The following is a 16,222-nucleotide window of genomic DNA, read 5'->3' on the forward strand; positions in this document are numbered from 1 at the left end:
CAATTACTTGATGGGGAGTTTTTTTTTGTGAAAAAAAATTTTAAGATTGGAGTAATTTTTTATCATTTTATTTTATATGATAATACTAATTTACAGAAAATTTGGATAGTTATCATTGTGGGGTGTTCATTTGGTAGATGCCTATATAAATGAAATAGTGCGGAAAAAGGAAATTCCAGGTGCAGTATTGATTGTTCAACAACATCATAAAAGAATTTTGTCTCGTAGTTACGGGGCTTTTACAGCGCAGGATGGTAGCAAACAACCCATTTTGAGCCATACATTATTCGATGTAGCGTCATTAACAAAAGTAGTGGCAACGCTACCAGCTACTTTACTGCTCTTGAGTCGACAGCGAATGACTGTGGACGATAAGGTTCAAACATATTTACCGAATTTTAAGTATGCCAATATAACCATTCAACATTTATTACAGCATAATTCAGGGCTACCAGCAGACTTAATGCCAGTAGTGAAGAGGTATCATCAACGCGACATCATGACAGAGATATTTTCCAGTAAAGTAGTGTTTCAGCCAGGCGAGCAAGTACTCTACAGTGATCTAGGTATGATTTTATTAGGGAAAATAATTGAAAAAGTATCAGGAAGGTCACTTAGCCAATTCGTTGAACAGGAAATATTGACGCCTTGGGGGATGAAGCATACTCGCTTTCAATTACCGGATCATCAACAGGCACTAGCGGCATCCACAGAAATGGTGGATGGAAAATTTGTTCAAGGAATTGTCCATGATGAAAAGTCACTGCTGTTGGAAGGTGTGGCTGGTAGTGCTGGTCTATTTTCATGTGCGGAAGATTTAGCGAAGTATGCAGAAATATGGTTAGGTCTTACACAACAAGATGTTCTTCCATATGAGTGGCTAAAACTTGCTCATACGAAGACATTTCGGAATAGAGGACTTGGTTTTGAAGTATGGAACGGAGACTACTCATCATCTTGTTTTGCTAGGGGGTGGAGTAAGGGGTCATTTGGTCATACAGGCTTTACAGGCACAAGTATTTGGATGGACCCTGTTGAAAAGGCCTTTGTTATTTTCCTGACGAATGCAGTTCATTATGGAAGAAATACAAATATGAGAAGTATTCGGGAAAAGCTTCATACGTTGATCTATGAAAAATTACTTAGATGAAGGGTGGATTAGTTGATATGAAACAAAAGAGTAAATGGTTATGGCTGTTTCCATTATTATTCGTTGTAGCTTTAGTGGGGTGTACCTCAAAAGAGAAAACAACGGTTTCAACAACACCTGATAAGGAAGAAGGGGAGAAAACGGAAGAGATTTCTCTCACGATAGGAAGTTGGCGTACTGAAGATGTGGACAAATATGAAAAAGTCATTGCTTTATTTAATGAACAACATCCCGAAATACACATTTCCTTTAATCCGACTAAAAATACAGAGTACAACACTGTTCTCAATACAGCACTACAGGCTGGGGAAGGCCCAGATATTTTCCACTTACGACCTTATGCAGCAGGATTAAAGCTTGCTGAAGGAGGATATGTGGAGAAAATAAATGGCTTATACGGTTTAGCTTCGTTTCCTGAAGAGGCATTACTAGCTTCACGTGATGAAGATGGAAATCAATACGGAGTACCGATCAATTTGAGCTCCACGCAATTTTTCTATAATAAAAAAATCTTCAAGGATAATAACCTCGAAATACCGACTACTTGGGAGGAATTTATAGCATTAAATGATCAATTGCTTGAAAAGGGCATTACACCGATAGCAATGGGTACTAAGGAAGGGTGGCTATTGTCATTACTGCATGGGATTGTTGGACCAGCGATTTACGAAGGGAATGATTTCTACCAAGCAGTGCTTGCTGGAGAAAAGGATTTTACAGATGCTCAGTTTATAGAATCCATACAAGTAATGAATGACTTAAAGAAGTATTTTCCTGCAAATTCAGAAGGCTTAGGAATGGATGATATTCGTACTTTGTTTGCATTAGAGGACGCTGCTATGTTTCCGTTAGGTAGCTGGGAAATTCCTGTTGTATTAGAAATGAATCCAGATTTAGAATTAGGGTATTTTCCTATTCCATCTAAAGGGGGTCAGAAAACAGTGACGACTTGGGTGGATGGCTCATTTGCTATTAATGCAAATTCAAAAAATATAGAGGCTGCCAAAGTATTTTTAGAGTTTTTAACAACAAAGGAATTTGGTGAGTTGTTTGTCAAGGAGTTCTCCATGATCAGTGCTATACCTGATATTACCTCTGACGATGCCCTATTAAATGAGATTAGTAAATCCACTGCAAATGAAGCGACACCTTACATGTGGGTGACTAATTTTACGGGTGGGGACCCAACAACAAAAAGTTTACTTGAAAGTGAATTACAAGGTATGTATTTAGGTCAGGTAACGTCTGAAGAGGTCGCTGCAAAAGTACAAGAAAACGCTAAAACTTGGTATACGCCATTTCAAAAATAAATAATGCTCCTACAAGGAATCTTCCTTTTTCAAAAATTTAAAGGGGGCTGTTCATCATGAGAGAACCTACAGCTTCACCGTCATCCAAAAGAAAATCATGGGCAGGGTGGTCTATCCACCTTTTCCCTATCCCTGCAATTATCATTTATGGAATGTTTGTGCTTTATCCAATTCTAGCGGCATTATCCTATAGTTTTTTTGAATGGAAAGGGATGGTACGAGGAGACTTTATTGGCTTCCAAAACTTTGTGACGCTTTTCACGACGGAACCCTATGGCTCCATGTTTTGGAATGCCTTCAAACATAATGTTCTTTATTTTATTGTGCAAATGGTGGTCATGAATGGTGTAGCTTTCTTTTTAGCATTTATTATCTACCAAAAAATTAAAGGTGCTGAGTTTTTTAAGGCAGCCTTTTTTCTCCCACGAGTTTTATCTGTAATTGTCGTAGGTTTTTTATGGAAGCTTATTTTAAACCCTAATTTCGGAACCTTAAATGTCCTTTTAGAGAAAATAGGTTTAGAGACGTTGCAAAAGGCTTGGCTCGGAGATCCTGAAACAGCTTTGATGGCAATTATTTTAGTCAATTGTTGGTTTGGACTAGGCTTTGGTGTTTTAATTTTTTTAGCTGGGTTCCAGGGCATCCCTAACGAATTAATTGAGGCTGCGAGATTAGACGGTGCAAAGGGCTTCACCTTATTACGTACGATTTATTTACCTTTAATGGTGCCATCGATAATGATCATGGGCATTTTAACATTTATTCAATCCTTTGAGGCATTTGAACTTGTTTACGCCATGCAAGGTTCGATGGGAGAGCCTTATTATTCTACTGATACATTAGCTGTGTTTTTCTATCGCTTAGCATTTGGTAGTTCTACAGCTTCTGGTGCGACAGCTATTGGCTTAGGGTCTGCGCTAGCGACAGTACTGTTCCTATTTATATTAATTTGTACAACGCTATTTTTACGCTTGGCCAATAAAAAAGACGTCCAAATGTAAGGGGGAAGTATATGAAGCAAGGAGCCATTTGGGTTCGACCATTCTATTATCTTGTTGTGTTTACAGTGGCGACAATCAGCTTATATCCTATATTGTTAATGATTTTGTCCTCCTTTAAGAAAAGTGTGGACATTTATAAGGATCCATTAGGCTTTCCATCTAGCTTTAGCTTAGATACTTACCGCACATTATTGTCTAAAATTCCATTCACCACATATTTTATGAATAGCCTATTTGTCAGTGTTGTATCTGTTGTACTGATTGTTGTTGTTTGTTCATTGGCATCCTTTTATATTGCACGCTTTAAATTTTCTTGGAATCATGCCTTATTCTTCATTTTCTTATTAGGCATGATGATCCCAATAAAATTGGGGATTGTCCCTCTTTTCATTTTAATGCGTGATTTAGGACTAATTAATTCTTTATGGTCTTTAATTTTAATGAATACAGCGACAGGTATACCTTTATCCATACTCATACTAACAGGCTTTTTTAAAACGATGCCGTCCGAACTGGAAGAGGCTGCCCGTATGGATGGAGCAGGAAATCTAAGGGTCCTTTGGTATGTTGTTTTGCCATTAATGCGACCTGCACTAGGAACAGTTGTGATTATCAATTTTATCACAGCATGGAATGATTTTTTCTTCCCGCTTATTTTTATTACGGAAAAGATGAAACGGACAATCCCGGTCGGAATGATGTCGCTGTTTGGGGAGCATTCGGCTGATTGGGGCTCATTATTTGCTGGACTGACATTAGCATCATTACCAATGATTCTATTATTCTTTATTGCTTCAAAGCAATTTATGGAGGGGCTGACGGCAGGTGCCATTAAATAAGCAATATATTATTGGAGTCGATGGTGGTGGAACGAAAACCCGTGCCATAATCGGTACAAAAGGAGGAAATATTCTCGCCTTTATGGATGGTCACGGTACAAATATAAAGTCAACTCCAGCCCAAGAGGTAAGGCAATATATTCAACAGTTGCTGGAGAGTCTAGTGCAAAAAATAAGCGCTACAAAATGCGATGTTTCAACGATTTTCTTATGCGTGGCAGGAGGGGATCGTCAGGAGGATATAGAGCGCTGGAGGGCGTGGATAGCTCCTCTGTTCCCTTCTACTTCCTGTAAGGTTACTGTCACCAATGATGCAGTGGCGGCACTTACTAGTGGGACGTTTACGCGGGAAGGGTTAGTAGCTATAGCGGGAACGGGGTCAATTGTTTATGCGGTTCAGCAAAATACTGTTCGTCGTATGGGGGGATGGGGCTATCTATTGGGAGATGAGGGGAGTGGCTACTTTATTGGCCAAGAGGCATTGCGTACCATTACTCGTCAATATGATGCTTATGGTTTAAATGAAGATGCCTTTTCTAAAGCCATTTTAGAGCGTCTAGCACTAACAGATCCTTCGGAAATAATTACACTAATTTATGAGCATTCGCAGCCACGCCTATGTATTTCCTCTATTGCTAGGACGGTATTACTTTTAGCTACCCAAAATAATGAGATAGCGAAGACGATTGTTGACCATGCAGTTACCCATTTAGTTCAACTTCTCCAAATGATGTTTAGAAAAGAACCACAGGTAAAAAAATTTCCAATTGTTACTTGTGGAGGATTATTTGAAAATCAATACTTTGTTCAATGCTTTCAAGCAAAATTACAACAATCTACTATTGATAATCAAATCATTCAGCCAGAAGTACCACCTGCTATTGGTGCTTTTATAAATGGGCTCTTTAGTGAAGGAATTCCAATGACAAAGGCTTTACAACAAACAGTAAAGGAAACTTGGATGAGTGTAAAAAATTCGAATGGAGGGATTTGATTTCGATGGAGCGAATGACAAAACTGACGACTGAGGATTATCATCCAGAAACAAACAATTTAGATTTAATGTCCATTGCTGAAATTGTAAGGCTAATGCATGAAGAGGATCAAAAAATTCCACAGGCTATTGCCAAAGTATTACCTGAAATAGAACAGGCTATTATGGCTGTTGTACATGCGCTAAAAAATGGTGGTAGATTGTTTTATGTAGGGGCAGGGACAAGTGGGAGAATCGGGCTGTTAGATGCTGTTGAATGTCCACCCACATTTAGTACTCCGCCTAAGCTAGTGCAAGCCATATTAGCGGGTGGCTCAGAGGCAGTAATGATCGCCATAGAAGGGGCAGAAGATGATTTATCTTTAGGGCGGCAAGAATTGGAGAGACAATGCTTAACAAATTTAGATATAGTCATTGGTATAGCGGCAAGTGGTAGAACGCCTTTTGTCAAAGGAGCTTTAAATTATGCACAGCAAATAGGAGCCAAAACGATTAGCTTGGTCAGCAACGCTCGTTCCATCATTAGCGAAAATGTAGATATAGCTATTGAGGTTATTACTGGTCCAGAAATTCTAACCGGTTCCACTAGACTAAAGGCTGCAACAGCCCATAAACAAATACTCAATATGATTACAACCTCAACTATGGTCAAGCTTGGTAAAGTCTATAAAAATTTAATGGTGGATGTTCATGCTAGTAATTTTAAATTGCGAGAACGTGCCAAGCAAATTGTTTGTGAAGTGACAGGAGTGTCGTATTTTCAAGCTGAGCAAGTTTTAGAGCAAACCAATTATCAAGTAAAACTGGCTATTGTCATGTTACTAACAAATACAGTGTTAGAAGAAGCGACCACATTACTCGCCCAATCCGGAGGGCATGTCCGTAGAGCAGTAGAATTACGTAAGCTTTGAAAAAAGAGGTGGATGGAACTGCTCCATTCACTTTTCCGTGAAGGCTACATACTAGAGGTGGAGATGGACGTATGGAAAAAATAAATGCTGGTTTAATTATGCTATCAGAAATGCGTGAGAAGCTGCCCCCTTCCGAAAAAAAGGTGGCGAGTTTTATTTTAGAGCATCCCACTCAGGCGATTAAAATGACTGCTGTAGAGTTGGGGGAGGCAAGTCAGACAAGCAGTGCAGCTGTTATACGATTATGCAAATCTCTGCATGTCAGCGGCGTTCAGGAATTAAAATTGCGTATTGCCGGTGATTTACAGCGTAAGAACACCGTCGACAGAGATATAGAGGCAAATGAGCCGTTACAATCAATTGTAGAGAAGGTGACCTTGCAAAGTAGTGAAATTTTAACACAAACGGCAAATTTAATAGATAAGGCTGAATTAGAACGTGCTGTATCAGCTTTAGCAAAGGCTAGAAGAATTATTTTTTTTGGCGTAGGTGCTTCTGGAATTACTGCAATGGACGCAGATCAAAAGTTTTTAAGAATTAATAAGCATAGTAAAGTATTCATGGATTTACATTTAGGAGCTACAGCGGTCGTCAATGCACAGGAGGGGGATGTGGTAGTCGGGATATCCTTCTCTGGAGAAACGCACGAAGTAGCCAAAATACTTGAAATAGCAGGCCAAACTCCTGCTACTACTATAAGCCTCACACGTTACGGTAATTCATTAGTATCGAGTTTAGCCGATATTTGTTTATATGTGTCACCGAATGTCGAAGCGACCTTTAGAAGCGGTGCCACTTCCTCTCGTCTTGCCCAGCTTCTTGTCATTGATATTTTATTTATGGGAGTAGTGACCAGTGCCTATAATCAGACAATTGATTATTTAGATGAGACACGAACTGTTATTCAAGGACTGCATAAAAAAGTGGCTAAAAGAAAAATAAAGTAGAACGAAGACGATTTCTTAGCATCGTCTTCGTTTTTGTTGCTCTGTCACAGCAGGGTCAAAAAACTAAACATAGAAGAAAGATTACTAGCTCTAAGTAATTCAGCTACATCGATTGGTGGCCAAAGGAAAAGCAACAGGTCCAGAAAAGATTTGGAGCAGCTTTTTCTAGTATTCATACAAAAAATAACACGGATATTAGCAAGAAGAGTTGCTAATGACCGTGTTATTTAAACTAGGCTAGACTTCTTTTTTGAATAGTTTTCCTGGCCAAAAGGCGTATTTGCCTAGAACCGTTGTAATGGCTGGTACAAGCAATGGTCGAACAATGAATGTATCCAGCAGGACACCGATTGCAGTGACGACACCGAATTGAACAAGTACTTGAATTGGTAATGTTGCCAGAACAGCGAAAGTCCCCGCTAAAATGAGACCAGCGGATGTTATGACACTTCCCGTTCGGACAACCCCCTCTTCTACAGCTGTTAAATGATCTGTTGTTTTACGTTTTTTCCAAATCTCTGAGATCATAAAGATATTATAATCTTCGCCGAGCGCTACTAAGAACACGAATGCATACAACGGGATAGCTCCAGAAATGGCTTCTGCCCCCATAATATGATGTAAAATCAGCCAACCTGCCCCTAATGCTCCAAAGTAAGAGATGATCACGGTTGCTAATAAATAAACAGTGGCCGTAATGGAACGTAAATAAACAAATAATAATAATGCGATTAAAGCAATCATAGTTGGCATAATAACCGTTTCGTCACGCTTAGTTATTTGTTGGGTATCATACTGACTAGCAGTTTCTCCACCGATCCAAACATGCTTATCAGCATTTTTAAGCCCACTTTGCTCCAGCATTTCGACTACTTCTGCCTTTAACTCAGGAATATGAGCCAATGATTCCTTCGCATAGGGGTTGGCGTTTAAAGATAGCTCATATAGCTGAATAGCGTTATTTTTTTCACCTATTTGCACATCTGCCACGCTATCAATATAAGAAATGGTTGAAAGCTGTTGCTGTAAATTAATTTCATTTCCCTCTGTATCAATTACTAATTGTACAGGTGCTAATTCACCAGGCGAAAAATTCTCTTCTATTAAAGTAAAGCCTTCTCTTGACGGCATATCTTTTGGGAAGGATGAAAGTAGATCAAACGTATATTGGATACGTGGAACGAATGCTGCTAATCCGCCAAGTAAAATAACTGTTACAGCAATAACAATCCATGGCTTATGTGTAACGAAATGTCCGGTTTTATGACTAATCTTATGTGACGGCTTATGTTGTTTCTTCCCTTTGCTAAGTGCCATCTCTTCTGTACGTGGAACAAATGGGAAGAAAGCTACACGACCAATGATGACAAGAATAGCAGGAAGGACAACGAGAGCTGCAATTCCCATTACAAGTACACCAAAGCTGAATGGCACAGCAAAACGTTGAAATGCGCCGTAATGAGCCAGACTAAGGGTAGCTAGGCCAATGACCACCGTCAGGGCACTCATTAAAATAGCACCACCTGATTCTTTCACAGCGAGTTTCATTGCGACAGTTTTATCCTCAACATGGAAGAGAACTTCTCGATATTTAGAAATCAGGAATAAACAATAGTCCGTACCTGCGCCAAAAAGCAATACCGTCATAATAGAAACAGCCTGCGAATCTTTATCAATCCATCCCTGATCCGCAAAGAAGCCTAATGTTGGGCTGATCACTCCGTAGGCAAGACCTACAACTAGTAAAGGAATAATAGCCAGTAATGGCGAACGATATATGATAATAAGTAATACTAAAACAAGCAATACGGTTGCAATCAATAGCTTCACATCTGCTTGGGAGAATAAACTAACAGCATCAGTAGCGATTCCAACTGGCCCTGAATAACGTACATGAAGCATGTCATTCGAAAGTTTCTTATCTAATTGAACTTCGTTACTCTCCATTATTTTAGTAAGTTTATCTAAACTATCTTGTAGGGCATCTGTAGCGACACCTTTTTCAAAAAACACAGGTGTAACAATGGTTGTGCCATTTTCTGAAGCGGCGGCTGATAGAGCCTGAGGTGGCATTTTATCAAATGGTGGAACCAGCGTTTGATGAGCTAATGGTTTAGCTTGAAGCTCACTGTATATACTTTGTATAGCTGAATAGTCTTCAGTCGTTAGACCGCTGTCTCGATACCAAACTAATAATAATGGTGTACCAGCATCATTAGGGAATTGTTCGGCAATCATTGCCGCGGCCTGTTCAGACATTTCCGTGTCAGGTAGGTTTTTGCCGGATTCACTTTCGATGCTATTAATTTGTGGCCAAGCAAACGACAATACAATGACTAATAACACCCAAAAGGCTAGTGCTAATAAGCGCCCCTTTTTACTTGCAACCATTGAGCCCCATTGCTCAAGTGGATGTTTTTTCATGAGAAGACCTCCATTTCATGTAAGTGATTTAATTATATATACTAGAAGGTTAATTAATCAATCTAGAAATACTGATATGTTATAATATGAGTAAAAAGACTGCTTATTTATAAAGGAGGTGAACTTGTTGAAACAGTCACCGCGTGTGCTTGGAAGACCTCGCCATGATGAAAATGCGAAACCGACAAAAGATTTAGTCCTTGAGACGGCTACAAAGCTTTTTATTAAAGAAGGCTACAAAAATATTTCGATGGATGATGTAGCGAAAGCTTGTAACGTAACAAAGGCGACTATCTATTACTACTACCCAACTAAAGGCGAATTGTATACATCAGCCCTTATTGCTATGATGGATCGCATCAGACTATCCATTCTACAAATTTTGGAGCAACAAAAACCATTTAAAGAACGCCTGGAACAGCTCGTTGAAGTTCATTTATCAGCAACTATTGATATTGATATGAATAATTTTATGCGGGAGGCCTCCATCCATTTATCGGAATCTCAGTTGAGACAAGTACAAGCATCCGAAAATGAAATGTATCAAACGATTGAGCGGGCTATGCAAATGGAGATGGAGAAGGGCACGATTCGAAAAGGAAATGCCAAGTTTTTTGCTCATAACTTTATGGCATTGATGACAGTAGGATATTTTAAAGATGGCGATGGAAAAACATTGTTAGGTTCAGTAGATATAACAGCAAAAGAAGTAACAAATTTCTTTTGGCTATCTGTTCAAAATAAATAAAGCTTTGAAAGGAGTTATCTCATTAGATTAGAGATAACTCCTTTCATTGTTATATTTGAAAAAAGGGTTCTAAAAATGACAAGAAAGTGAATGATCATAAAAAAATTTGATGCATTAGAAAATTTATGATAGTCAGGCAGTTAATAGTTGATAAAATCAATGAATTTTGAAAAGATTGTCGAAATTGTGATTTAGCGCATTGAAATAATGTACAAACAGTCTTATAATGAAGGTTGTAATGTCACCAAGACAAGATAAGGATGGTATTATGATGCGCTTTTTGCGACTTAAAGTTAACATTGTAATAACAAGTCATACGAATCGCTATCCAGCCCTTGTGACTGGTGATTGTGTAGGATATACGCTGTAACGACTGTTAAGTTTTACCTTAATGGTCTTTTTTACATGTAAGCAATAAAAAAATAGTACTAGTGATGGCAAAGGAGAGTTCAAAATGTCAGAAACGAATAACCAAACACAGGCTGAACAAGTAACTGTGAGTAAAGAGCAATTAGATGTACTAGATCAATTACTAAAACCTGAAGTTCAAGAATCACTTACAACTTTAGTTGAGCAATTACCAAAGTTAACTGAAATGATGACTTTATTAACGAAATCATACGAGTTTGCTCAAGCTGTTGCAACAGATGAAGTGCTTAAAAATGATACTGTTGGTGCAGTAGCAGAAATGGCTGGACCTGTAGTAGGCTCTGCAAAAAACCTAGCAGCAACTGCAATTGAAGCAAAAGACCGAGCATCTGAAAGCCACGAAGTAATTGGTTTATTCGGTCTTGTGAAAATGTTAAAAGACCCTCAAGTTCAAAATGTATTCCGTTTTGTTAATGCTTTCTTACAAGTAAGCTCAGAACGCAAAGCTAAATAAAACTTAAGGTAAATTCAATTCGTAAGGACGGAGGATTAATTAATCATGTCAAAAGAAATCGTCATCTTAGGTGCAGGTTACGCTGGCGTTTTAACTGCATTAACTGCACGTAAGTATCTATCAGCTGATGAAGCTAAAATTACTGTAGTAAACCAATTCCCAACACACCAAATTATCACTGAACTTCACCGTTTAGCAGGTGGTACAATTGCAGAAGGTGCTGTTGCATTACCACTTAAAAAAATCTTTAAAGGTTTAGACATCGATCTACACATTGCAAAAGTAACGAATTTCAATGTAGATAATAAAAAAGTGGATTTAGATAATGGCTATACATTAACATACGATACGCTTGTAGTATCTTTAGGAAGCCAAACTGGTTTCTTCGGTATCCCTGGATTAGAAGAAAACTCAATGGTACTTAAATCAGTAAATGATGCCAATAAAATTAACAAACATATCGAAGATCGCATTAAAGCATATGCACAATCTAAAGATGAAGCAGATGCAACAATCGTTATCGGTGGTGGCGGTTTAACAGGTGTTGAGCTTGTTGGTGAAATCGTGGACAACTTCCCTAAAATCGCTGCAAAACACGGTGTTAACTTTGCGGATCTTAAAATTAAACTTGTTGAAGCTGGCCCGAAAATCTTACCAGTACTTCCGGATACACTTATCCAACGAGCTACTGAAAGCTTAACAAAACGCGGTGTAGAATTTATTACTGGAACACCTGTAACTGGTGTTGACGGCAACGTTATTTCTCTAAAAGACCGCGAACCAATTATTGCAAACACACTTGTCTGGACAGGTGGGGTAGCACCACTTCCACTAGTAGGTGAATCAGGCCTTGCAGCTGATCGCGGTAAAGCAACAATTAACGAATTCCTACAATCTACATCTCACGAAGATGTATTTGTTATTGGTGACGCATCTGTAGCATTACCAGCTGATGGTGGTCGTCCACTTTACGCACCAACTGCTCAAGTTGCGTGGCAAATGGGTGAGCTTGCTGGTTATAACGTCTTTGCACAATATAAAAACCAAGAGATGAAATCATTCTCTGCAGTGAACTCTGGTACACTTGCAAGCCTTGGCCGTAAAGATGCGGTTGCTACAATTGGTGCAAGCAATACAGAACTTAAAGGTCTTCCTGCAACATTAATGAAAGAAGCTTCAAATATTCGTTATTTAACACATATTAAAGCTCTATTCGGTTTAGCTTACTAAAAATTATTATCCCACTTCCATTAGGAGGTGGGGTTTTTTTATGGAAAGTTTGCTGTTACGATATTTGTTTATTAATTACTTCAAAGAGAGTAAAATTAATACAAATCTAGTTACTGGAGTGATGACATGTGTTAACGATATTTCAATCAAAAAGAGAAGATATAGAGCAATTTAAGGATAAAATTGATGAGTTGAATGCAAAGCTAGATAAGAAGGATCATGAATTTCAAATTTTTCTCAATGAATTACATAAGGAATTAATTTCGACGATTGGACAGCACGATATAGTGAATCACCAACATGTCATTTTGGGTGAAATGGTTACTACTATTTTAAACGAGTTTAATCGTGTAGAAAACAGCACCATTGAATCCAATACCATATCTGGTCATGCCCTAGAAAAAGGAAACTCTTTAATTCTTTCATCCGATGAAATGGTTTCTTTATCGATTGATAGTAAACAAGCTGTAAAAGAAGTTCAGCATGTTATTGATGAGCTTGGTGAGCAATCAAGAAAAACAACAAATAGTATGAACCATTTAAGTGAACGTTCAAAGCAAATAACAGATATCGTCAAAGTCATCAGTGAGATTTCGAATCAAACTAATTTACTTGCATTGAATGCATCTATTGAAGCAGCGAGAGCAGGGGAGCATGGCAAAGGATTCTCAGTCGTTGCAGAGGAAGTACGAAAACTTGCTGAAAATACCAAATCCAGTACAGAGGATATTGTGAATCTTACGAAAAAAATTGAGGATCAAATATCTGAGGCATATGAGGATAATAAAAATAATATGCAACTGGTGACAGAGGGACTTCAAAAGAGCACGGATACGTCTGAGCAAATTAACGCATTACTCCAAATCATTATGAATGTCCAGGGTGAAGTGAAGGAGTTACTTCATTATATAGATAGCCAAAAAACTTCGACTGAAGATGTCATGAGTAAATTTAAAACAACGACAGTACTGTTTGATGAAACAAATAAAGTTTTAACGGACCATATTGATGAATCAGATATTGTCACTAAAAAATTACTAGAAGCAGTTGAAAAGGTGAAAGGTTTCCCTCATTCAATTTAACAATAGTTTTACTTGATACATAAAAAAGCACCGTTCTAAAAATGATTAGAATGGTGCTTTTTCGATATTAAAGTTTGGATTTGAATATTTCTTTTGTAGCTTTCTGTATTAGCTTTGGTAGCACGCTGAAGGAATAAGGCTTATAAACTCTCTCGGTCCATTTGTGTCCATCTTTTCCGTATACACCCATAGTAACAGAAGGGATATTCAGTGCCTTTATTTTTTCAAATGGTAGGGGATAGAGTGTATCCCATTCTGGGAAGTTATTGAGCAACTCTTGAAGTTCCTCTTGTGTAGCATGAATAGATAAGAAGCTTCCATCCGCTAAGTAAGGGAAAAAGCGCTTAACTTGAAATACTTCGCCTGTTTCATTCGCTACCTCATCAACGACTTGTGATATGGTCTGCTTTAATAGCTGATCTCTTACCACATTTTCCTTTAAATAATTATGGGGTAGAAATGGTGGTGCAAAGAATAGCACAACTCGAGGCTTATGCTCGGGATCTGCCTTTTGCAGGGCATCAACGATTGCAAACGATAGCTGACGTAATTCCTTGCCTGCATTTTTTCTCAAGACATCAGCAATAATAGGCTCGGTTTGAATACCCTTTCCGTTTAAATAAACAATAAGCTCATCATAAGTAACAACCTCTATATGCCATGATAATGAACGCTTAGGTACGTTGGAGCGTTCAATATATTTCTCATATTGCAGCTGTAAATATTGCTCTGCCTCTAGACATGCCTGTTGTGCGACAGACTTAAGCTTCTTAACAACATGATCTGGCGACTCTTCATATAAAAAATAGTTAAAATAAATTTGGCTAGTAGACGCCGTTTGTACCGTATAGGATTCTTTGGTGTCACGTTGGTATAAGCATGTAGGTGGAAGGATAGTTTCTCCTTCAATTGCCTCCGTTAATGCTAAATTATTATGAATACGCTCCGTTATTTTAGCTGACACATAATTGGGATCGATGCCACTTAATGTATCTCCCACATGTACTTCCCGCCCATAAATGTGGAAGGAGGGTAGTAACTTTCCGGCAACACCAGTATAAATATAACGGTGAGGATCTTCACCATATAAAGGAGTTGTAAAGTCAGTATTAATCGCCATTAGAAAATCTAGTGCTTGTTCCATTTTTAAACGATTAAGCTCATCTAATGCATCAATAATTCCATTATGCTCTGCTTCTTCGCCACCGTTTAAAATAAGTAATATATTTCCTTCTAATTCATGAAGGTGATTGGTGAAATATTGAATATTGGCAATATGGACTGCAGCTCCGCTTTTCATATCTACAGCTCCACGCCCAAACATCCAGTCGCCACTTTGAGCATCCTTCTGTACATCCGTATTTCCTTCATAGGTTTTAAAGAAATCCTCAAGCTTGGTAGGAGAAAAAGCAAACTCTTTTAAATGACCGTAATCTTCTATATCCACTGTATCTAAATGAGCGTGAAAAATAATTGTCTTTTTAGTTTCATGAAGACCTTTTACGAAGGCAAAAAGATTTTTTCGGCCAATGGGGTCCTGTTTTACGTTTAAAGTCCAAAGAAATGCAGGGTTTTTTTGATAGTAAGGGAATTCCTTCATTTTCTCATAGATATACTCGATGATTTTCCCTTCACCTAGAGTACCATTAATACTATTAATAGCTACTAACTCATTTGTAAGCTCTTCAATTTGCTTTGCGATGGGTAACTGTAGTTGTGAATACATGTATATTGCTCCTTTTTTGTTCGATTAGATATCATTCAAAATAGCAACTATATTTACTTAATTGTTTCGTTATGTGAAAATAAATCCGCATTGTGGAATATAATTCATCATATAAGAAAAAATCGTAAACGTCAATTTTCATTTTTATAAAATTCTGTTTCTTTTAATTAATTTATTCGGTTGCAAGTCTATATAAATGAGTAAAAATTCGTTAAAATGAATAAAAGGAGGAATAGCAATGATTCAATCCATTGAAAGAGCAATGATGATTATTCAAGTACTAGCCAAGAATCCTAAACGATTCTTTTCTGTTCAAGATATATATAATGAAACAGACTTACCTAGCAGTACAATTTATCGTTTATTGTATACATTAGAAAACTTTGATTTAGTAGAAAGAAATGAGGAAAAAAAGGAATTTCGTTTAGGGTATACATGGTTGCAGCTCGGTATGAAAATGTACCACCATACAAACATCCGAGAGAAAGCCCATCCTTTATTAGAAGAGCTTGCCATTAATGTGCGGGAAACAGCCTATTTAAATATTCCAAAACTAAATAATTCTATTATTATTGATCGTGTAGATAGCCCCAAAAATGTACGTATTATTGATATGATAGGTGAAAAAATCCCCTATCCGATTGGAGCAGCGAATAAAGTATTACTGGCATTCTCAGAGAAGGAAATGCATGCAGGCTTTCTAAAAAATATAAATGATCTTGAAAAAATTGAGTTAATGGAACAATTAAATGTCATCAAAGATAAGGGATACTCCATTAGCTATGGAGAAAAAACAAAGGGAACAGTATCGGTGGCGGCACCTGTTTTTGATTTAAATAAAGATCCAATTGCAGCAATTAGCGCAGAGTGCTTTGAGTATGATACAGATACTGAAAAATTAGAAAGTATTGCAAAGGAAGTCACAAGAGCTGCTCACCTACTTTCACAAGAGTTAGGTCATATGTAAATAGGTCTTT

The 16,222-nt window shown here is 37.8% G+C and carries 15 protein-coding genes; 13 read left to right on the forward strand and 2 right to left on the reverse strand.

Features of this window, described 5'->3' with window-relative positions; genetic code table 11:
* The first annotated feature begins 130 nt into the window (after window positions 1-130).
* The 7 genes from AC07YC_RS17935 to AC07YC_RS17965 all read left to right on the forward strand — a co-directional run bounded on the left by AC07YC_RS17935 (window position 131) and on the right by AC07YC_RS17965 (window position 7,152).
* Window positions 131-1,150 (forward strand): serine hydrolase domain-containing protein, encoded by a 1,020-nt coding sequence (locus AC07YC_RS17935; protein ID WP_494920041.1) that lies wholly within the window; start codon window positions 131-133, stop codon window positions 1,148-1,150.
* Window positions 1,147-2,460: an ABC transporter substrate-binding protein gene (locus AC07YC_RS17940; RefSeq protein WP_494920042.1), complete on the forward strand. Its 1,314-nt coding sequence runs from the start codon at window positions 1,147-1,149 to the stop codon at window positions 2,458-2,460. Before AC07YC_RS17935 ends, AC07YC_RS17940 begins: the two co-directional genes overlap by 4 nt.
* 56 nt (window positions 2,461-2,516) lie before the next feature.
* Window positions 2,517-3,461 (forward strand): carbohydrate ABC transporter permease, encoded by a 945-nt coding sequence (locus tag AC07YC_RS17945; protein WP_494920043.1) that lies wholly within the window; start codon window positions 2,517-2,519, stop codon window positions 3,459-3,461.
* Between the two features lie 11 nt (window positions 3,462-3,472).
* The gene (locus tag AC07YC_RS17950; protein WP_249661265.1) at window positions 3,473-4,300 is read left to right on the forward strand and encodes a carbohydrate ABC transporter permease; all 828 of its coding nucleotides are present in this window, start codon (window positions 3,473-3,475) and stop codon (window positions 4,298-4,300) included.
* Window positions 4,287-5,294 carry an N-acetylglucosamine kinase gene (locus AC07YC_RS17955; RefSeq protein ID WP_494920044.1) on the forward strand — a complete coding sequence of 336 codons (1,008 nt, stop codon included), beginning with the start codon at window positions 4,287-4,289 and terminating at the stop codon, window positions 5,292-5,294. The genes AC07YC_RS17950 and AC07YC_RS17955 overlap by 14 nt, the downstream gene beginning before the upstream one ends.
* 5 nt (window positions 5,295-5,299) lie before the next feature.
* Window positions 5,300-6,205, forward strand: a complete 906-nt coding sequence (murQ, locus tag AC07YC_RS17960) for an N-acetylmuramic acid 6-phosphate etherase (RefSeq protein ID WP_494920045.1) — start codon at window positions 5,300-5,302, stop codon at window positions 6,203-6,205.
* Window positions 6,206-6,276: 71 nt separating this feature from the next.
* Entirely contained in the window at window positions 6,277-7,152 is an 876-nt protein-coding gene (locus AC07YC_RS17965; protein ID WP_249661268.1) for a MurR/RpiR family transcriptional regulator, read from the forward strand.
* Window positions 7,153-7,389: 237 nt separating this feature from the next.
* On the opposite strand, the gene AC07YC_RS17970 is transcribed toward AC07YC_RS17965, so the two are convergent.
* Window positions 7,390-9,576 (reverse strand): MMPL family transporter, encoded by a 2,187-nt coding sequence (locus AC07YC_RS17970; protein ID WP_494920046.1) that lies wholly within the window; start codon window positions 9,574-9,576, stop codon window positions 7,390-7,392.
* A 118-nt stretch (window positions 9,577-9,694) separates the two neighbouring features.
* Between AC07YC_RS17970 and AC07YC_RS17975 the strand changes: the two genes are divergently transcribed.
* The 5 genes from AC07YC_RS17975 to AC07YC_RS17995 all read left to right on the forward strand — a co-directional run bounded on the left by AC07YC_RS17975 (window position 9,695) and on the right by AC07YC_RS17995 (window position 13,519).
* Window positions 9,695-10,324, forward strand: a complete 630-nt coding sequence (locus tag AC07YC_RS17975; protein WP_494920047.1) for a TetR/AcrR family transcriptional regulator — start codon at window positions 9,695-9,697, stop codon at window positions 10,322-10,324.
* A gap of 238 nt (window positions 10,325-10,562) precedes the next feature.
* The gene (locus tag AC07YC_RS17980) at window positions 10,563-10,694 is read left to right on the forward strand and encodes a hypothetical protein (protein WP_255319038.1); all 132 of its coding nucleotides are present in this window, start codon (window positions 10,563-10,565) and stop codon (window positions 10,692-10,694) included.
* A gap of 84 nt (window positions 10,695-10,778) precedes the next feature.
* Window positions 10,779-11,207, forward strand: a complete 429-nt coding sequence (locus tag AC07YC_RS17985; RefSeq protein WP_336636072.1) for a DUF1641 domain-containing protein — start codon at window positions 10,779-10,781, stop codon at window positions 11,205-11,207.
* A gap of 45 nt (window positions 11,208-11,252) precedes the next feature.
* Complete coding sequence (locus AC07YC_RS17990) at window positions 11,253-12,437, forward strand: NAD(P)/FAD-dependent oxidoreductase (protein WP_336636073.1); 1,185 nt, start codon at window positions 11,253-11,255, stop codon at window positions 12,435-12,437.
* Window positions 12,438-12,565: 128 nt separating this feature from the next.
* On the forward strand, window positions 12,566-13,519 hold the full coding sequence (locus AC07YC_RS17995) for a methyl-accepting chemotaxis protein (protein ID WP_494920048.1): 954 nt from the start codon (window positions 12,566-12,568) through the stop codon (window positions 13,517-13,519).
* A 67-nt stretch (window positions 13,520-13,586) separates the two neighbouring features.
* Here AC07YC_RS17995 and AC07YC_RS18000 read toward each other — a convergent pair whose 3' ends face one another.
* Window positions 13,587-15,245, reverse strand: coding sequence for a M20/M25/M40 family metallo-hydrolase (locus AC07YC_RS18000; protein ID WP_494920049.1), 1,659 nt, complete (start codon window positions 15,243-15,245; stop codon window positions 13,587-13,589).
* 238 nt (window positions 15,246-15,483) lie between these two features.
* Between AC07YC_RS18000 and AC07YC_RS18005 the strand changes: the two genes are divergently transcribed.
* Complete coding sequence (locus AC07YC_RS18005) at window positions 15,484-16,212, forward strand: IclR family transcriptional regulator (RefSeq protein ID WP_494920050.1); 729 nt, start codon at window positions 15,484-15,486, stop codon at window positions 16,210-16,212.
* Window positions 16,213-16,222: the final 10 nt, after the last annotated feature.

The organism is Lysinibacillus sp. GW247-5R2A (assembly GCF_059424475.1).

Bases quoted from the DNA above. Each gene is read 5' to 3' on its own strand.
- AC07YC_RS17940 (WP_494920042.1), top strand. From the start codon at position 1,147: ATGAAGGGTGGATTAGTTGATATGAAACAAAAGAGTAAATGGTTATGG.
- AC07YC_RS17945 (WP_494920043.1), top strand. From the start codon at position 2,517: ATGAGAGAACCTACAGCTTCACCGTCATCCAAAAGAAAATCATGGGCA.
- AC07YC_RS17950 (WP_249661265.1), top strand. From the start codon at position 3,473: ATGAAGCAAGGAGCCATTTGGGTTCGACCATTCTATTATCTTGTTGTG.
- murQ (WP_494920045.1), top strand. From the start codon at position 5,300: ATGGAGCGAATGACAAAACTGACGACTGAGGATTATCATCCAGAAACA.
- AC07YC_RS17965 (WP_249661268.1), top strand. From the start codon at position 6,277: ATGGAAAAAATAAATGCTGGTTTAATTATGCTATCAGAAATGCGTGAG.
- AC07YC_RS17970 (WP_494920046.1), bottom strand. From the start codon at position 9,576: ATGAAAAAACATCCACTTGAGCAATGGGGCTCAATGGTTGCAAGTAAA.
- AC07YC_RS17980 (WP_255319038.1), top strand. From the start codon at position 10,563: ATGTCACCAAGACAAGATAAGGATGGTATTATGATGCGCTTTTTGCGA.
- AC07YC_RS17985 (WP_336636072.1), top strand. From the start codon at position 10,779: ATGTCAGAAACGAATAACCAAACACAGGCTGAACAAGTAACTGTGAGT.
- AC07YC_RS17990 (WP_336636073.1), top strand. From the start codon at position 11,253: ATGTCAAAAGAAATCGTCATCTTAGGTGCAGGTTACGCTGGCGTTTTA.
- AC07YC_RS18000 (WP_494920049.1), bottom strand. From the start codon at position 15,245: ATGTATTCACAACTACAGTTACCCATCGCAAAGCAAATTGAAGAGCTT.
- AC07YC_RS18005 (WP_494920050.1), top strand. From the start codon at position 15,484: ATGATTCAATCCATTGAAAGAGCAATGATGATTATTCAAGTACTAGCC.